Source organism: Actinoallomurus vinaceus (assembly GCF_039542055.1).
Classification (GTDB): domain Bacteria; phylum Actinomycetota; class Actinomycetes; order Streptosporangiales; family Streptosporangiaceae; genus Actinoallomurus; species Actinoallomurus vinaceus.
In genome coordinates, this window is record NZ_BAABHK010000017.1 from 208,797 (window position 1) to 225,875 (window position 17,079).

The following is a 17,079-nucleotide window of genomic DNA, read 5'->3' on the forward strand; positions in this document are numbered from 1 at the left end:
GTGCCGGTGCGCCCCCAGAGCCCGCACCGGCACGGCGAGCCCTGGAGCCCACGTGGTCACGGACGAGTGCCGGGCCGGTCGACGATTCCCGCTGCTATCCGGGTGGTCTCGGTGAACGCGTGCCGGGCCCCGGCGCCGGTGGGCGACCCGAGCACCCGCTGCGGTGTCCGTCCCGGTCCGGGCGGCGCCTCGTTCGGATCCGTCGTCCACTCCAGCCGTTGGCCGCGGTACTCGTAGGTCCGCGGGTCGAGGAGGATCACCTCGCTCTGGAAGTCGCCCGGGAAGGCCTCCGCCACCGCGATGTCGTGCCGTCCGGCCAGGTCGACCACGTCGCGCCTGACGACGATGTTCGGGAGAGCCGCCAGGGCACGGAAGAACGCGGCCTGCAGCCGCGGCGGCATGGCCACATTGGGCAGCAGCTTGTCGGCGTTGGTGAAGAGGCATGAGGTGTGGTCCGCGGCCTTCGCGGGCACCCGCGAGCAGAACTTCTTCACGAGCGCCTTGGGATCGGTCGGCAGCGAGGCGAGGTAGGCGTAGTCCTGCATCGGGGTCGTCTCGTCGGCGTCGTGGTCGAGGTTGCTGAAGCGGAGGCGATGGGGGTCGACGCCGGGCATGTCACCTCCCAGCGAGGCCTCCTGGGTGCCGTCGAACCGCATCCACCTCTCCGCCGTCGTCGGCTTGGCGGGGGTGGTCGTCTGGCTCGAATAGCTCATCTCCTTCGTGTACGCCCATTGGCTGGGTCGCGGATGCGTCGCGGGCCGCGCCTCGACGGTGTCCGCCGCGAGAAGCAGCACCTGGGCGGCGTTGACCACCGTCCCCGTCGAGGTGTGGGCCGGTGCCCGGCCGCCGGTCCCGGCGCCACGTGTGCCGGCCTCCTGGACGAGGGCGGCGACGCCGACCGCGACCGCCAGGCCGCCCGCGGCGGCCGCCAGGCTCCACCGGAGGCTCCGGGACGACCTCCCGCGCCGACGCGGGCCCGTGCCATCGGCCGCGGCGGCCAGCGCGGCGCGCACCGCCTCCCGTGCCTCTTCCGGGTACGAGGGCACCTCCGGGCGGGCGGTCCGAAGCAGCTGCATCTCGTCCATGTCCTGCCCTTTCATGCCAGTGATTCCTCGGAGAGGGACAGCGGGTCCGTGCCGCCGAGGGCCGTGCGCGCCTTCTTGCGGGTGCGGTGCAGCCGCGAGCGAACCGTGCCGACGGGCACGCCCAAAGCGTCGGCCGCCTCTTCGTACGTCAGGTCCGCCCAGGCGATCAGCAGCAGCAGGTCCCGCTCGGCCGCGGACAGCTTGCCGAGCATGCCGGCGAGCCGCCCGCCCAACTGCTGGGCGGCCACCCTCCCGGCCGCCCGGTCCTCGAACGGCTCGGCCGGAGCCAGGATGTCCTGGCGGCCCAGTACCCGCCGGCGCCGCCGCTCGGCGCGACGGTGCTCGCCGATGGTCCTCGTCGCGATGCCGTACAGCCACGGCCGGGCGTCCTCCCGGTCCGGCGAGAAGCGATCGCGCTTGCGGAACGCCGTCAGGAACGTCTCCGCCGTCGCGTCCTCGGCGACGTCGGGTCCCAGGCGGCGCGCCAGGTAGCGGAAGATCTCGGCGCAGTGGCGCTCGAACAGCTCGGAGAAGCGATCCGGTTCGGCGAGCGATCGTTCGATGAGCACGCGGTCGGACACGGGCTCGTTCACGGCATCACCCGGTCCCGCGCTCGGGGGCGCGAGCAGGGGGAACCACGTCCGTTCATTGGAGCATCCTTTCGGCGTTCGCTGCGGTCTCCCCTACTCGACCGAACCGCGGCACGCGGTTCCCGGCGACTCTGGACGGTTTCCGTGGCGACACCGCGAGCCCTTGCCGCCGCGGACTGAAACGTGTTCTACTTTCTGGCGTGAGTCAGCGCTCCCGTGTCGCGATGACGGACGACGAGGTCACCACGCTCCTGAAGGAGCAGAAGAAACTGCAGCTCGCGACCATCAACCGCGACGGCACCCCGCACCTGGTGACCATGTTCTACGGACTGGTCGACGACAAGATCGCGTTCTGGACCTACCGGACGTCGCGGAAGGCGCACAACCTGCGCCGCGACCCTCGGGTGACCTGCCTCATCGAGGCGGGCGAGGAATACTTCGAGCTGCGCGGGCTGATGCTGTACGGCACGGTCCGGACCCTTACCGAACCGAACGACGTTCGGTATGTTGGCACCGAAGTGGTCCGCAGGATGATGGACCTCAAGGACGACGACGCCATCGCCCCGTTCGTCGAGGAGACCGCGGCCAAGCGCCACGCCTACATCGTCGAGCCGACGAGCGTCGCGTCCTGGGACCATCGCAAGCTCACCTGAGCGAGGGAGCCATGGAAGTACGAGTCGATCCGCTGGTGTGCGAGGCCAACGGCGTGTGCGTGGGACTGGTGCCCGAGGTGTTCGACCTCGATGACGACGACGTCCTGCACATCGTCGAGCCGCACCCGCCCGCCGAGCTGCTCGACCGCGTCCGGCACGCCGTACGGTCCTGCCCCAAGGCCGCGCTGACCCTCGAGGAGTAGCCCCGGCGCCCGGCCCCGGGCGCCACATCGTCGGCCGGCCCTCCCGTCGGCCCTGCCATGGAGGTGTGCACGGTGCGAGCCGCGGTCCTACGCCAGGTCGGCGACGAGGAGCTCGATCTGCGCGACGACGCCACGACGACCGAGCCCGGCCCCGACCAGGTGAAGGTCAAGGTCAAGGCGACCGGCGTCTGCCACTCCGACCTGTCGGTCCTGTCGGGCGTGCTGCCGATGCCGATCCCCTGCGTCCTCGGGCACGAGGGCGCCGGCGAGGTCGTCGAGGTCGGCGACCGGGTCACGAACGTCCAGCCCGGCGACCACGTCGTCATCAACTGGACCCCGGACTGCGGCACCTGCGCCGAGTGCGTGCGCGGCGAGCCGTACCTGTGCATGACGTTCATCGCGCTGACGTTCGGCGACCCGAGGTTCCGGCTGGGCGGCGACGCGCCCGCGTACGGCATGGCCGGGTGCGGCACCTGGGCGGAGGAACTGGTGGTGCCGTGGCAGGGCGTCATCAAGGTGGCCGAGGACGTGCCGTTCGAGTACGCCGCCCTGCTCGGTTGCGGCATCCCGACCGGGGTCGGCGCGGTGTTCAACACCGCGAAGGTACGGCCCGGGTCGAAGGTCGCCGTCGTCGGCGCGGGCGGGGTGGGCCTGTCGGTGATCCAGGGCGCCCGGATCGCCGGCGCGGCGACCATCCTGGCGATCGACCCGAACGAGGCGAAGCATCCGATCGCGAAGCAGTTCGGGGCGACCCACACGGCCACGCTCGACGACCTGACGGAGACGAACGGCCTGCTGACGGGAGGTCAGGGCTTCGACTACGTCTTCGAGGTCGTCGGCAAGGCCGCGGCGATCCAGACGGCCTGGCAGACGACCCGGCGTGGCGGCGACGTCATCGTGGTCGGCGCGGGGGCGATGGACGACAACTTCGAGATGAACGCCTTCTCGCTGCTGTTCGACGGCAAGACCCTCAAGTCCTCGCTGTACGGCGGCAGCGACCTCAAGCGCGACATCCCGCTCTTCGTCGACCTGTGGCGCGCCGGCAAGCTCGACCTCGAGGGCCTGATCACGCGGCGGATCCGGTTCGAGGACCTCAACGACGCCATCGCGACGCTCAAGCGCGGCGACGCGATCCGGCAGGTCGTGCTCTTCGACTGAATCTCATCGCCCACCGGCGGCCTCTCCTCCCGGAGGGGCCGCCGTCCGCTTTTACCGGTGAAAAGGGGCGGCCGGCGGGCGCTGCCCGGCCGCCGGCCGCCCTGCCACGACCCGCGGTCCCTGACCCAGTGAGAGGGGAGCGCGGTCGCGCCGTGATGAGGTATCGGACCGGCACGCCGGTCACCCATCCTCGGTGACTCGTAGGTTCATCGCCGCGCGTGGCGAATTCGCTACACCATTCCCGACGGCCCTCAAGTGGCGAAAGTTTTAATCCCCCCATATCGGGCATCTGGCGGGCGTTCAACCCCGAACCAGGAGGCGCCAATGCGGATACGGGGCAGCTTCAGCTTCGTCGGCCTGATTTACATATTGATCGGCATCTTCGTGGCGTGGAACCGCCACTACATCACGATCAGCCTGCTCAAGCACGTCCTGAGCGCGCTTCTCGCCATCTTCCTGTGGGTTCTCATTCTCCTCGGCGTCGACCTTCACGTGAGCTGACGCCTCCCCCGCACCGTCATTGCGGCCGCCGTTCGACAAGAGCGGCCGCAATGACGTTTTCGCCGGACCGAATCCTGGAATCGCCCGCTCCGGGCCGATCCGTGCCCAGCTCAGGGAATGGGCCGACGCCACAAAGTCGGCACGTCCCCGGACGCGTCCCCGGTGAATCCGACGCCGACCAGCGTGCCGCCGGTGACCGTCAGCCCGGTGAGCCGCTGCGTCCCGAGCCCGTTCAGCCCCAGGCCCGCCGGTCGCGAGGACCGCCACGTACGGCCGTCTGCCGAGGTCCACAGCACCACGTCCGAACCGGCCGCGCCGGCGAGCACGAACCCGTGCGCCGTCGCCGTCGCCGCCGTCACCGCCGTGCCCTGTCCCGCCCCGGGCAACGAGACGGGCTGCCACGTCCTGCCCCCGTCCGCCGAGACGGAGGCGAAGGCGGCCGAGCCCGGGGTGTCCGCGGCCGGCGGGCCGGTCACGCCCGCGGCACCCGTCACGCCGGTGGCGACCAGCACGCCGTTCCGCGCCACGACCGACATCAGCGAACCGGCGGCGGCGCCCTGCGGCAGCGCCGGCGCGGCCGGGGACAGCGTCCACTTCTTGCCGTCCGGTGAGGTCCACACCGCCGGCTGCGCCGTCTTGTTCTTCGTCTGACCGCCGACCGCGACGAACCCGGCGGGGCCCGCCGTCACGTCGCCCATCCACTTGGGCGCGTCACCGGTACCGGCCAGGTCGCCCTTGCCCGCGCTCCCGGCCACGGCCCAGTTCTTCAGGTCCGTGGAGTACCAGGCGGCCGAGGCGTCGCCGGACCGGCCCACGACGACGTACGCGCCGCCGTTCGCGGCGGCGGCCACCGGCGCGAGGCCGGTGGTGTCGAACGCCTTGCCACCCTGGACGTTCTGCCAGGAGCCGCCGTCCGCCGACATCAGGACCAGCGCGCGGCCACCGGCGCGCCCGACCGCGAGCCAGCCCGCGGTCCCGTGAGCGGCGTCGAGGATCTGCCGGGGAGGCGCCCCCGCCGGGAGTGTGGCCCGGGTCCACGCCGAGCCGTCCGGCGACGCCCACAGCGCGGCATCGCCGTTGGAACTGCCGACCGCCAGGATCCGGCCCGCGTCCGCGACCAGTCCGGAGATCGTGCGCTCCGGGTGCACGGCGTCCGGGACCGCGGTGAGGTTCACGTCGCCGGCCCCCGCCACCGTGAGGTAGGCGTCGGCCGTGCCGATCCGGCCGGTGACCACGGGCCCGGCGGTCGCCGGCGCCACGTCGGTGAGGACCCGGCCCGACGGAACGTCACCGGTGCGCCGCCAGGTCTTCCCGTCGGCGCTGCTCAGCACGGCGGTCTTGCCACCGCCGACGGCGGCGAGCGCGGCCAGGCCGCCGTCCGCACCGCGAAGCGCGACGAGGCGGGAGTATCCGTCCGTGCCGAGCTGACCGACCGGCGCCCAGGTCTGCCCGTCGGCGGAGCCGAAGATCACCGCGTACGCGGTCGTCTTGCGGTGCTTCTTGGAACCCGTGGTCCGGGACGCCTCACGGGCGGCGAACAGCCCGGAGCGCGTCGCCACCAGCGCCACGGCGTTGCCGGACGACCCCTGGGCCTGCGGGATCGTCACCGGCGCCCAGCTGCGCCCGGAGTCCGGCGACCGCCAGAAGGCCTCCCGGTCGGTCGTCTGCTGGACCGTCTTCTTTTTCTTCTTGACCTTCTTCGTGACCGTCACGGTCGTCCGCAGCGTGCCTTCGGCGACCACCGTGTCGCCGTACGCCGCGACGCCGGAGATCCGCAGCGGCGTGCCCGCCGACGAGGGGCTGATCTGCTCGGGGCCGAGGCGCGACCACGTACGGCCGTCGCGGGAGGTCCAGACGATGGCCTGCGTGCCGCCCTTCACCGCCGCCGTGCCGGCCGCGACGAACCCCGAACGCGTGCGGGCCAGGCGCTCGATCTTGTCACCGGGGCCGAACGCGCCGGCGACCGCGGTGCGCGTCCACGACCGGGGGTCACGGCTCGTCCACGACACGACGCCCGACGACGTCACGCCGAGCGCCGCCCACGCCCCGCCCCCGCCGGCGACCAGCTGCGGGTACTCCCCCGCCGGCGGATCGCCGCCGTCGTCGCCGCGCACCCGCGCGGCCCGCCAGGTGCGGCCGCCGTCGGACGAGGTCAGGAACTGCGCCCGGGAGTACACGCCGCCCTGCTCGGAACCGATCGCCACGACGGTGTCACCGGCCGCGGCCACGCCGGCGAGCGCGTGCGCCCGGCCGCTGGTCTTGGCCGCCGGGTCCAGGCCGAACACGCGATCCGCGGCCACCGCGGCGGGGGTGGCCGGCTTCTTCGGGCCGTCGCCGCCGCCCGTCCCGAAAAGGACGTAGGCCCCGCCGCCGAGGACGACGACCGCAGCGGCGGCGATCGCAACGGGGCGCAGCGGCACGGCGGGCAGGCGGCGCGCCCGGCGCTGGGGCGTCCACGGCTCCGCATCCTCCGCCGGTGACTCCGCGGGCGCCGTGACCGGCGGCGTGGGCGGGGCCGGCGACGCCGCCGGCGCAGGCGGTGCGGCCGAGGGCGCGGGCGGCGCTGCCGGCGCGGCGTTCGGATAGGCCGCGGCGCTCGCCGCGACGGGGACGCTGGTGGGAGGGGACGGGCGGGGCTCCGGCTCGCCTCGGCTCCAGTCGATGCCGGCGCGGTGCCACACCGCGTTGGAACGCTGCCAGGGCGAGGAGGTCGGCACGCCGGGCACGCGGCGGCCGTCCGGCGCGGCCTCCTCCGCCGCCTCCGCGAGCCGCTCGCTGATCCGGCGGCGCTCGTCGCGGCCGGAGCGCCGGGGGGTTTTGGGGGTCGGGCGGACGGCACTGCCGCCGAAAGGCTCCCCGGGGGGCGCTCCGCTTCCGGTCGTGGTCACGCTCACCTCTTGTCAAAAGACCGTTCGTGCAAGGACCTATCAAACCGCTATTCGGCCCGCAACGGGGCCCGGGAGCAGAGCATCCCGGATGGAATCTCACCAGCGTGAACGGCCCGTGACCGGCCCATTCCCATCCGTCGAACGGCGGGTGCGGAGACGGTCCTCACCGTCGGGCCATAGACGCCTCCGACACGGCCTGCCTACCGTCCGGTCGGAGGTGGTGACATGTCCCTGACCGTATCCCCCGAGCTGATCGAGCGCGCCCGCCGGGACGACGTCGACGACGCGGCCTTCGTCGACTGCGTCCGCACGTCCCTGCCGTACGCCTGGCAGGTCGTCTCCGGGCTGATCGATGAGCTCCGGACGGACGGCGCCGACTTCGCGGCCAACGAGGTGCCGCCGCCCGACGAGACCGCCCGCGGTCAGCTGCTGCGCATGCTGGCCAGTGACGCGATGCGCGGAGCGCTGGAGCGGCACTTCGGGGTGCGCCTGGCGTTCCAGAACTGCCACCGCGTCGCGGTGTTCCGGCCGGGTGCCCACGAGGCCTACCGGGAGTTCGTCACGCCGCGCGCCCAGATCCTCAACCAGCGCCCCGAGCTCGTCGACTGCTGAGAACAGCGAAACGGAGCCGTACGCGTGCGCGTACGGCTCCGTTTCATCGAGGTCAGGCCGGCGCCTTGCCCCGGAGGTAGACCTTGGTGCCGATCGGCAGCAGGTTGGCGACGATGTCCGCGGTGTGCATCGGCGTCCGCACGCAACCGTGCGAGGCCGGGTACAGCGGCACGTCCGGCTCGCCGTGGATGGCGTAGCCGCGGAGGAAGTAGTTGCCCTTGTACAGCTTGCCGAGCGGACCGGTCTCCCAGCCCTTGGCCTTCCGGTACACGGCGTAGTTACCGGTCGGCGTACGGGCGTTGATCTTCTGGCCGTTCTGGTAGTAGTACGCCCGGCCCGACGAGATGTGGCTGATCAGAACCAGCTTGCCACCCTTGTAGATGTAGAGCAGCTGACGGCTGAGGTTGACCTCGGCGCGGTTCTTGGCGCCACCCTTGACGATGGACTTCGGTGTCTTGGGCTTTGCCAGCGCGGCCCAGGTCAGCTTGCCGACCGGCGCCGCCTGCGTCGGGTGCATTCCCTGGACCTTCTGGAACGCCCAGACCGCGAAACGGGTCTGACTGCCGTACTGGCCGTCGACCGTCCCCGGGTCGTAGTGAAGGGCGATCAGCCGCTGCTGCAGACGCGTCACCGCGGCGCCCTTGTCGCCGAAGTGAAGCGTCGGGTTGGCCTGCGCCGAGACGGGGGATGTGGCGGCGACGGCGTACGCCGTCGCGGGGGCGGCCACAGCCGGGACGAGGGCCATTGCCGACAACGTCCCTATGGCGGCGGCCTTCCCCAGGCTTATTCGCATTCAGCTCTCCCAAACATTGACAGATTGCACAGCCAACCTGTTTTACCTCATGCGGGCGACCTTTACGATGCCTTTGCAGCCGAAAAGGTTCGTTCGGGCGGTGTGGGAGATGTCACCGCCTCCGGAACGCTGAGGTCAGCGCTTCGGACAGCCCGGAGTCAGTGTTTGGGCATGGTGCGGGTCTCGACCAGGCCTTTGTAGGCGAAGGCCCGAATGTGCACGATCGGGGCGTCGGCCGCCAGGTCGCCCACCCAGTCCTCGTCCCGGGTGACACCGAAGCCGTTCACCTCGACGCGGATGCCGGGCGGCACGATGACCTGGATGTCCGATTTATAGGCGACGGCGAGGATGGCGGTGACCGGCTCGGTCAGCTCCGCCGCCCGCAGGTCGAGCACCCCGCTGCCCTTGTAGACGAGGGCCCGGAATCTCCCGGGCACCCGCCAGCGCCCGGCGTGACGCACGCTGTTCTTGTAGGCGACCGTGTAGCGCCCCGGCTTGGGGCCCGCCACCGCGGCCGAGGACCGCGGCACGACGGGAGTGGTGGCCGCCGGCAGGTCCGCGAGCAGCGTGGCGAGGTCGGCGTGGGTCCGGGCCGCCAGGGCACCGCGCATGCGCTCGTCGAACTCCCCGTCGGTGAGGCGTCCCTCGGCGAAGGCCACCTGCAGCCGCTGGACCGTCTCGTCGCGCTCCTGATCGGAGGCGCGCACGCTCGGCCGGTCCGGCGTCACCCCGTCGTACGGCTCCATCGAGACCCCCTTCAAAGTCGAGATGTATCGTAACTTATCTTCTCTCTAACTCCGAGGGGGCTGGACGGACGACTTCTCGTGCGCGGCCCGGCATCCGCGGATGAGATCACTCCCCGCACTACGGTGGAACCGTGCTCCTACTCACGACGCTCGACGCCTGGCGCGCCCGGCCGGACGAGCCGTTCCGCAGCGAGACCGCCGCGTACGCGCCGGAGGAGGACGCCGCCGCCCTGGCGACCGACGCCTTCGGCGGCGACCAGCAGGTCATCGCGCTGGTGTTCGACCACCCGCCGCTGACGCTGCCCGGCGCCGTCAACCGGTCGGCCGTCACGGAGATCCGGTACGCCCGCCGCGACCCGAGCGGGCGGGTCATCGGGTTCCACACCCGGCCCGTGATCGCCGAGGCCCTCGACCTGCTGCCGCACCCGGAGGGCGGCTGGTTCCGCGAGACGTGGCGGACGTCCGTACGGGTGGCGGCGCACGGCGGCGAGCGGGCGACCGCGACCGGCATCTACTTCCTGCTCGGGCCGGGCGAGGAGTCGATGTGGCACGCGGTCCGGTCGGACGAGGTGTGGCTGTGGCACCTCGGCGGCCCCCTGGAACTGACGCTGGGCGGGGACGCCGACACGCCCGGCCGGCAGACCGAGACGATCATCGTGGGGCCGGAGGTCGAGCACGGCCAGCGTCCGCAGGCGCTCGTGCCGGCCGGCGTCTGGCAGGCCGCCCGGCCCGCGTCGGACCGGGAGGTCCTGGTCAGCTGCGTCGTCTCCCCCGGCTTCGACTTCGCCGACTTCCGGGCGTGACCCGGCCGCGGCGGCGGCCGGGCCTGCCACCGACCCCAGGACGTGCCTGACAAATCCGCTGTCCGGCTGCGCGGCGCCCAGACGACGCCTGGACGCCGCTCGCTACGAACGGGATCTGTCAGACACGCCCTACTGCAGTGCCTCGAACAGCGCCGCGGTCTGCTCGCCGATGTTCCTGGGGAGCAGGTACGGCTCGGTCTCGTTGATCTGCTGCCAGTTGTCGCGGACGTCCTCGACGCTCAGCCCGTCCTTCTTGGTGAAGCCGGGGCCCTCGGCGACGAACACCCGGGACACGCGCCCGCCGCCGACGGAGTAGGTCTCGCCGCTGCTCTCGTTGCTCTCGTGGGCCAGCCAGACGACGACCGGCGTGACGTGTTCGACGCTGAGCCGGTCCTGGAACTCGGCGGGGAACAGGTCCTCCGTCATCCGGGTCCACGCCACCGGGGCGATCGCGTTGACCCTGATCCCGTACTTGGCGCCCTCGGCCGCGAGCGTCTTGGTCAGGCCGACGAGGCCCATCTTCGCCGCCGAGTAGTTCGCCTGCCCGAAGTTGCCGAACAGACCCGCCGGCGACGACGTCATGACCACCCGGCCGTACGCCTGCTCGCGCAGGTGCGGCCAGGCGGCGTGCGTGACGAGGAACGACCCACGCAGGTGCACGGCGATGACCTGGTCGAACTCCTCCGGAGACATGTTCTTGAACGACTTGTCCCGCAGGATGCCGGCGTTGTTGACGACGATGTCCACGCGGCCGAACGCGTCGAGCGCGGTCCGTACGATCGCCTCCGCGCCCTCCGCGGTGGCCACGTTGTCGGGGCTGGCGACGGCCTCGCCGCCGTTCTTCTTGATCTCGGCGACCACGTCGGCGGCGGGGCCCGTGGAGGCGCCGGTGCCGTCGAGCGCGCCGCCGAGGTCGTTCACGACGACCTTCGCGCCGCGCGCGGCGAGTTCGAGCGCGTGCTGCCGCCCGAGGCCGTGGCCCGCGCCGGTGACGATGGCCACCCGTCCGTCAAACCGCAGTTCCGCCATTCTCCGTACCCTCCTCGCGACCTGATCTCCTGGACCCTGGGTCCGCCTTGCGGACAGTCTCCATCACTCGACCGAATCACGCTCGGCCGGGGAGAAGCGACGGCCCGCGATCCGTGACCGGGATCGCGGGCCGTTTCCGCGTACGTGCCGGGTCGGCCGCAGTGCGACCGGCCGGAGATCTGGCCGGGGATCGCGACGATCGGCGGCGGCGTTCAGGGGCCGAGGTCGGGGACCGGCTTGGGCTCGTCGGCCGTCGCGTTCCCCTCTTCGCCGGCGGCGTTCTCCCGGCGCTTGCGGCGCACCGACCAGACGATGAACGCCACGACGGCGATGACGGCCACCCCGATCGCCAGGACCCGCCCCGCCCACTGCGCCACCTGCTCGAAGGCGGTGCCGACGAGGAAGCCCCCCGTGGTGAAGCCGATCCCCCACGCGGCCCCGCCCAGCGCGTTGAACACCAGGAACCTGCCGTAGGGCATCTTGGCGCTGCCGGCGAGCGCGGGCATCAGCGCGCGGAGGAGGGCCGTGAAGCGGCCGAGGAAGACGGCGAACGCGCCGCGCCGCCGCAGCAGCCCGTGCGCCTTGTCGACCTTCGGGCGGTGCTTGTGGAGCGCCTTCATGCCCAGCAGGCGGTCGCCGTAGCGACGGCCGATCTCATAGCCGACCGAGTCGCCGATGACCGCCGCGAGCACGATGACCACCAGGAGGATCGGCAGCGAGACCCGGTGCTGGCTGGCCAGCACGCCCGCCACCACGATGGCGGTCTCCCCGGGGAACACGAAGCCGAAGAACAGTGCCGCCTCGGCGAAGACCAGCGCCGCGACGACGCCGTAGATGACGGGACCGTGCAGGTCGAGCAGAGCGTTCGTTATCTGGCCCACAGGCGATCAACATCCCGTTTCCGGCGTCGTCATGTCCGTCATCGTATGAGCCCTGGTCGCTCCGTGAATCGTCCCCTGGTCTGAGACCGGTCATTACTTTGGATACGGGAAGGAGCCGTACATGGACGATTTCACGCTGAATCTGCACCGCCGGCTGCCGCCGGAGGGGAACCTCGTCTGGTCGCCGTACTCCGTGGCGTCGGCCCTCGCGATGGTCGCCGCGGGCGCACGCGGCACGACCCGGGAGGAACTGACGCGGCTGCTCGGCGCGCCGCCGGAGCGGCTCCGTCTCGCCGAGGCCGCCGTAGTGGACGACGCCGAGATGGCGGTGGCGAACATCCTCTGGGCCCGCGCCGGACTCGCCTTCGAGGACTCCTACCAGCGGGCGATCGCGGACCTTCCCGGGGCCGCGGTACACGTCGCCGACTTCGCCGCCGACCCGGAGGGCGCGCGCCGGGCGATCAACGCGGAGGTGGAGAAGGTCACGCGGGAGCTGATCCAGGATCTGCTCGCGCCCGGCGCCGTCGACCGGCGCACCGCCGCCGTCATCGCCAACGCGCTCTATCTGAAGGCCGCCTGGCGGCACGAGTTCACCGAGCGGAACACCCGGCCGGAGCCGTTCCACGGCGCGCTGGGGCGGCGCGAGGTGCCGATGATGCGACGGACCGGGCGGATGGCGTACGCCGAGGCCGACGGCTGGCGGATGGCGACGCTGCCGGCCGACGGCGGCGTGGCGGTCGAGGTTCTGCTCGGGCCGGATCCGGAGGTCGCGCCGCCCGGCCCCGGCCTCCTGCGGAGGCTGCGCGAGTCCGCGCGGCACGTGAGCGTGGCGCTGTCCCTGCCGCGTTTCCGGGTGGAGAGCCGGGTGAGTCTGGCCGAGACCCTCGCCGCGCTGGGCGTCGGCACCGCGTTCACCGGTGACGCCGACCTGTCCGGCATGACCGCCGAACCGGTCCGCCTCGACCGGATCGAGCACAAGGCCGTACTGGACGTGGACGAGACCGGGTTCGAGGGCGCGGCCGCGACGGCCGTGGTGGTGACCCTGTCCGCCATCACCGCGGGGCGTTCCGTGGAGTTCCGCGTCGACCGGCCGTTCCTGGTGTTCGTCCGCCATCCCGGCAGCGAGGCCGTCTACTTCGCGGCGCGCGTCACCGACCCGTGAGCGGACGCTCGACGCCGTCGCCCGAGTCTCACCCGACCAACCCTGCTCTTCCCGACCAACCGGCCCCGACCGACCTCCCGGCCCGACCGACCTCCCGGGAATGAGACGGGTATCACATCACGGATGTCCAAAGAGACGGGTCCTACCCGGATTCTGCCTAAATATGCCGTCCGTTTTGGCGGAGATCTCCGAAGACTGCCCTGCCCGCCCGAGGCTTTGCCCCGCTGCGGCGCTCGGGCCGGTAGCCTTGTCACGGTTACTGATCCACCTGCGAGCCGCGGAAGAGGGCGATCGCCGCCGTGTCGACCCAGTCGTCGCGATCCGCCGCCGACCTGAACACTCCTGACTTCGGTCCCAACGAGTGGCTGGTCGACGAGCTGTACCAAAAATACCTAGAAGACCCCAACTCGGTTGATCGAGCCTGGTGGAACTTCTTCGCCGACTATCAGCCGGACCGGCCGGCCAAGGCGCCCACCGGCGCCGACGGGGCGGCCGCGCCCCCCACGGCTCCGCCCTCTCCCGCCCCCACGCCGAAGCAGACGCCTGCCGCCCCGGCCGCCGCCGAGAAGGCGGCCGCGCCGGCGAAGAAGCCCGCGCCCGCCCCCCAGGCCCCCGCCGGCGCCGAGGAGGTGCGGCTGCGCGGCGTCGCCGCCCGCACGGTCACCAACATGGAGGCCAGCCTGGCCGTGCCGACCGCGACGAGCGTGCGCGCGGTCCCGGCCAAGCTGCTGATCGACAACCGCATCGTCGTCAACAACCACCTCAAGCGCGGCCGCGGGGGCAAGGTCTCCTTCACGCACCTGATCGGCTACGCCATCATCCGGGCGCTGCAGGCGATGCCGGAGATGAACTCCTCGTACGCCGAGGTGGACGGCAAGCCCACCCTGATCCGGCCGGAGCACGTCAACTTCGGCCTGGCCATCGACCTGAAGAAGGACGACGGCCAGCGGCAGCTCGTCGTGCCCAACATCAAGGCCGCCGAGACCTTCGACTTCCGCCAGTTCTGGGCGGCGTACGAGGAGCTCATCCGCAAGGCGCGGGCGAACAAACTCACGATCGACGACTACGCGGGCACCACGATCAGCCTGACCAACCCGGGCACCATCGGCACCGTCCACTCGGTGCCGCGGCTCATGCCCGGCCAGGGCAGCATCATCGGCGTCGGTGCGATGGAGTACCCGGCCGAGTACGCCGGCACCTCCGAGGAGGCGCTCTCCCGGCTCGGCATCAGCAAGGTCATGACGCTGACGTCGACGTACGACCACCGCATCATCCAGGGCGCCCAGTCGGGCGACTTCCTGCGCATGGTGCACCGGCTGCTGCTCGGCGAGGACGGCTTCTACGACGAGATCTTCGAGGCGCTGCGGATCCCGTACGAGCCCGTCCGCTGGGTGCGCGACATCAGCGCCACGCACGAGGACGACGTCGCCAAGGTCGCACGCGTGCACGAGCTGATCCACGCCTACCGCGTGCGCGGCCACCTCATGGCCGACACCAACCCGCTGGAGTACACCCAGCGCCGCCACCCCGACCTCGACGTCCTCAAGCACGGCCTCACCCTCTGGGACCTCGAGCGCGAGTTCGCCACCGGCGGCTTCGGCGGCGAGCCGACGATGAAGCTCCGCGACATCCTCGGCGTGCTGCGCAACTCCTACTGCCGCACCGTCGGCATCGAGTACATGCACATCCAGGACCCCGGCGAGCGCGCCTGGATCCAGAAGCGGGTCGAGGTCCCGCACGACGGCCCCGACCGCGAGGAGCAGCTGCACATCCTCGGCCGGCTCAACACCGCCGAGGCGTTCGAGACGTTCCTGCAGACGAAGTTCGTCGGGCAGAAGCGGTTCTCCCTCGAGGGCGGCGAGTCGCTGATCCCGCTGCTCGACTCGGTGATCACCGCGGCCGCGCGGGACCACCTCGACGAGGTCGTCGTCGGCATGGCCCACCGCGGCCGGCTCAACGTCCTGGCCAACATCGTCGGCAAGTCCTACGGCCAGATCTTCGGCGAGTTCGAGGGCAACCTCGACCCGCGCAGCGCGCAGGGCTCCGGCGACGTGAAGTACCACCTCGGCGCCGACGGCGACTTCGTGACCCGCGACGGGTCGAAGATCCGCACGTCCCTGGTGGCCAACCCGAGCCACCTGGAGACCGTCGACCCGGTCGCCGAGGGCGTCGTCCGCGCCAAGCAGGACCTGCGCGACGTCGGCGAGGGCGGCTTCACCGTCATGCCGATCCTCATCCACGGCGACGCGGCCTTCGCGGGCCAGGGCGTCGTGGCCGAGACCCTCAACCTCTCGCAGCTGCGCGGCTACCGCACCGGCGGCACCGTGCACATCATCGTCAACAACCAGGTCGGCTTCACCACGGCGCCGGAGTACTCCCGCTCCAGCGTGTACGCCACCGACGTGGCCCGGATGATCCAGGCGCCGATCTTCCACGTCAACGGGGACGACCCCGAGGCGTGCGCGCGTGTGGCCCGGCTGGCGTTCGAGTACCGGCAGGCGTTCAACAAGGACGTCGTCATCGACATGATCTGCTACCGGCGGCGGGGTCACAACGAGAGTGACAACCCGTCGTTCACGCAGCCGCTCATGTACGACCTCATCGACGCCAAACGGTCGGTCCGCAAGCTGTACACCGAGGCCCTGATCGGCCGCGGCGACATCACCGTCGAAGAGGCCGAGCAGGCGCTGCGCGACTACCAGCAGCAGCTGGAGCGGGCGTTCAGCGAGACCCGTGAGGCCACCAAGCAGCAGGCGCCCGCGGGCTTCGACCGGCCCGACGTCGAGCGCATCCCGGTCGACCACGCCGGGGTCGCGACCGCCGTCTCCGACGAGACGATCAAGCGCATCCTCGACACCCAGCTCAACCTGCCGGAGGGCTTCACGCCGCACCCGCGCGTCCAGCCGCTGCTGGCCAAGCGCGCGCAGATGGTGGAAGAGGACGCGATCGACTGGGCGACCGGCGAGATGTTCGCCTTCGGGTCGCTGCTGATCGATGGCCGTCCGGTGCGCGTCGTCGGCCAGGACACCCAGCGCGGCACCTTCGGCCAGCGGCACGCCGTGCTCTTCGACCGCAAGACCGGCGAGGAGTACACCCCGCTCAAGCAGTTCGGCCAGGGCACCTCGAAGTTCTACGTCCACGACTCGCTGCTCAGCGAGTACGCCGCGATGGGTTTCGAATACGGCTACTCCATGACCCGCCCGGACGCGCTGGTCTGCTGGGAGGCGCAGTTCGGCGACTTCGCCAACGGCGCGCAGTCGGTCCTGGACGAGTACATCTCCTCCGGCGAGCAGAAGTGGGGCCAGCGCTCCAGCGTGGTCCTGCTGCTGCCGCACGGCTACGAGGGCCAGGGCCCGGACCACTCGTCGGCGCGCATCGAGCGTTACCTGCAGACCTGCGCGCTGGACAACATGACGGTGGCGCAGCCGACCACCCCGGCGAACTACTTCCACCTGCTGCGCTGGCAGGCGCTGTCGCCGCGGGAGAAGCCGCTCATCGTCTTCACGCCGAAGTCGATGCTCCGGCTGAAGGCCGCCACGTCGGCCACGTCGGACCTCACCTCGGGGTCCTTCCAGCCGGTGATCGGCGACCCGGCGCAGCCGGGTCAGGTCCGCCGCGTCGTGCTCACGACCGGCAAGCTGTACTACGACCTGGCCGCCGCCCGGGAGAAGGCCGGCGACACCTCGGTCGCGCTGATCCGGGTGGAGCGGCTCTACCCGCTGCCCGTCGACGAGATCAAGGCGGAGCTGGCGAAGTACCCGGCCGACGCGGAGCTGATCTGGGCGCAGGACGAGCCCGCGAACATGGGGGCGTGGACCTTCATGGCGCTGAAGCTGCCGCCGTACCTGGAGGGCCGGGAGCTCAAGCGGGTGTCGCGCCGGGCGAGCTCCTCGCCCGCCGTCGGGTCCGCCAAGATCCACGCGCTGGAGCAGCAGGGTCTGGTCGCCGCCGTCTTCGGCGACTGACCGACGCGCC

The 17,079-nt window shown here is 71.6% G+C and carries 15 protein-coding genes; 8 read left to right on the plus strand and 7 right to left on the minus strand.

All coding sequences use genetic code 11. From position 1 onward, the window contains the following. Window positions 1-56 precede the first annotated feature (56 nt). Both ABEA24_RS42765 and ABEA24_RS42770 read right to left on the minus strand, forming a co-directional pair. Window positions 57-1,100, minus strand: a complete 1,044-nt coding sequence (locus tag ABEA24_RS42765) for a CU044_5270 family protein (RefSeq protein ID WP_345439486.1) — start codon at window positions 1,098-1,100, stop codon at window positions 57-59. Next, window positions 1,097-1,678 (minus strand): RNA polymerase sigma factor, encoded by a 582-nt coding sequence (locus ABEA24_RS42770; protein WP_345439488.1) that lies wholly within the window; start codon window positions 1,676-1,678, stop codon window positions 1,097-1,099. Before ABEA24_RS42770 ends, ABEA24_RS42765 begins: the two co-directional genes overlap by 4 nt. A 221-nt stretch (window positions 1,679-1,899) precedes the next feature. Between ABEA24_RS42770 and ABEA24_RS42775 the strand changes: the two genes are divergently transcribed. From ABEA24_RS42775 to ABEA24_RS42790, 4 genes are all read left to right on the plus strand, one after another. Further along, window positions 1,900-2,328 carry a pyridoxamine 5'-phosphate oxidase family protein gene (locus ABEA24_RS42775; protein WP_345439490.1) on the plus strand — a complete coding sequence of 143 codons (429 nt, stop codon included), beginning with the start codon at window positions 1,900-1,902 and terminating at the stop codon, window positions 2,326-2,328. An 11-nt stretch (window positions 2,329-2,339) separates the two neighbouring features. Continuing rightward, complete coding sequence (locus ABEA24_RS42780; protein ID WP_252809494.1) at window positions 2,340-2,531, plus strand: ferredoxin; 192 nt, start codon at window positions 2,340-2,342, stop codon at window positions 2,529-2,531. A 72-nt stretch (window positions 2,532-2,603) separates the two neighbouring features. Further along, window positions 2,604-3,689: a Zn-dependent alcohol dehydrogenase gene (locus ABEA24_RS42785; protein WP_345439493.1), complete on the plus strand. Its 1,086-nt coding sequence runs from the start codon at window positions 2,604-2,606 to the stop codon at window positions 3,687-3,689. 324 nt (window positions 3,690-4,013) lie between these two features. Then, a complete protein-coding gene (locus tag ABEA24_RS42790) occupies window positions 4,014-4,190 on the plus strand; it encodes a hypothetical protein (protein WP_345439495.1) in 177 nt (58 codons plus the stop codon). Window positions 4,191-4,300: 110 nt separating this feature from the next. Here ABEA24_RS42790 and ABEA24_RS42795 read toward each other — a convergent pair whose 3' ends face one another. Further along, complete coding sequence (locus tag ABEA24_RS42795; protein WP_345439497.1) at window positions 4,301-7,078, minus strand: hypothetical protein; 2,778 nt, start codon at window positions 7,076-7,078, stop codon at window positions 4,301-4,303. 225 nt (window positions 7,079-7,303) lie between these two features. Here ABEA24_RS42795 and ABEA24_RS42800 point away from each other — a divergent pair, with 225 nt between their 5' ends. Further along, window positions 7,304-7,690 carry an SCO5389 family protein gene (locus ABEA24_RS42800; RefSeq protein WP_345439499.1) on the plus strand — a complete coding sequence of 129 codons (387 nt, stop codon included), beginning with the start codon at window positions 7,304-7,306 and terminating at the stop codon, window positions 7,688-7,690. 52 nt (window positions 7,691-7,742) lie between these two features. On the opposite strand, the gene ABEA24_RS42805 is transcribed toward ABEA24_RS42800, so the two are convergent. After that, a complete protein-coding gene (locus ABEA24_RS42805) occupies window positions 7,743-8,483 on the minus strand; it encodes a L,D-transpeptidase family protein (protein WP_345439501.1) in 741 nt (246 codons plus the stop codon). Window positions 8,484-8,641: 158 nt separating this feature from the next. Further along, window positions 8,642-9,229, minus strand: coding sequence for a DUF1707 SHOCT-like domain-containing protein (locus ABEA24_RS42810; protein ID WP_345439503.1), 588 nt, complete (start codon window positions 9,227-9,229; stop codon window positions 8,642-8,644). A 131-nt stretch (window positions 9,230-9,360) separates the two neighbouring features. Here ABEA24_RS42810 and ABEA24_RS42815 point away from each other — a divergent pair, with 131 nt between their 5' ends. Further along, complete coding sequence (locus tag ABEA24_RS42815) at window positions 9,361-10,032, plus strand: cupin domain-containing protein (protein WP_345439505.1); 672 nt, start codon at window positions 9,361-9,363, stop codon at window positions 10,030-10,032. A 129-nt stretch (window positions 10,033-10,161) separates the two neighbouring features. Here the strand turns inward: ABEA24_RS42815 and ABEA24_RS42820 are convergent, their stop codons facing one another. Continuing rightward, window positions 10,162-11,061 (minus strand): SDR family oxidoreductase, encoded by a 900-nt coding sequence (locus ABEA24_RS42820; RefSeq protein WP_345439507.1) that lies wholly within the window; start codon window positions 11,059-11,061, stop codon window positions 10,162-10,164. 212 nt (window positions 11,062-11,273) lie between these two features. Beyond that, window positions 11,274-11,942, minus strand: coding sequence for a DedA family protein (locus ABEA24_RS42825; RefSeq protein WP_345439509.1), 669 nt, complete (start codon window positions 11,940-11,942; stop codon window positions 11,274-11,276). 121 nt (window positions 11,943-12,063) lie between these two features. Here ABEA24_RS42825 and ABEA24_RS42830 point away from each other — a divergent pair, with 121 nt between their 5' ends. Then, window positions 12,064-13,104, plus strand: a complete 1,041-nt coding sequence (locus ABEA24_RS42830) for a serpin family protein (protein ID WP_345439511.1) — start codon at window positions 12,064-12,066, stop codon at window positions 13,102-13,104. Window positions 13,105-13,403: 299 nt separating this feature from the next. Beyond that, a complete protein-coding gene (locus tag ABEA24_RS42835; RefSeq protein WP_345439513.1) occupies window positions 13,404-17,069 on the plus strand; it encodes a multifunctional oxoglutarate decarboxylase/oxoglutarate dehydrogenase thiamine pyrophosphate-binding subunit/dihydrolipoyllysine-residue succinyltransferase subunit in 3,666 nt (1,221 codons plus the stop codon). The last annotated feature ends 10 nt before the right edge of the window (window positions 17,070-17,079 follow it).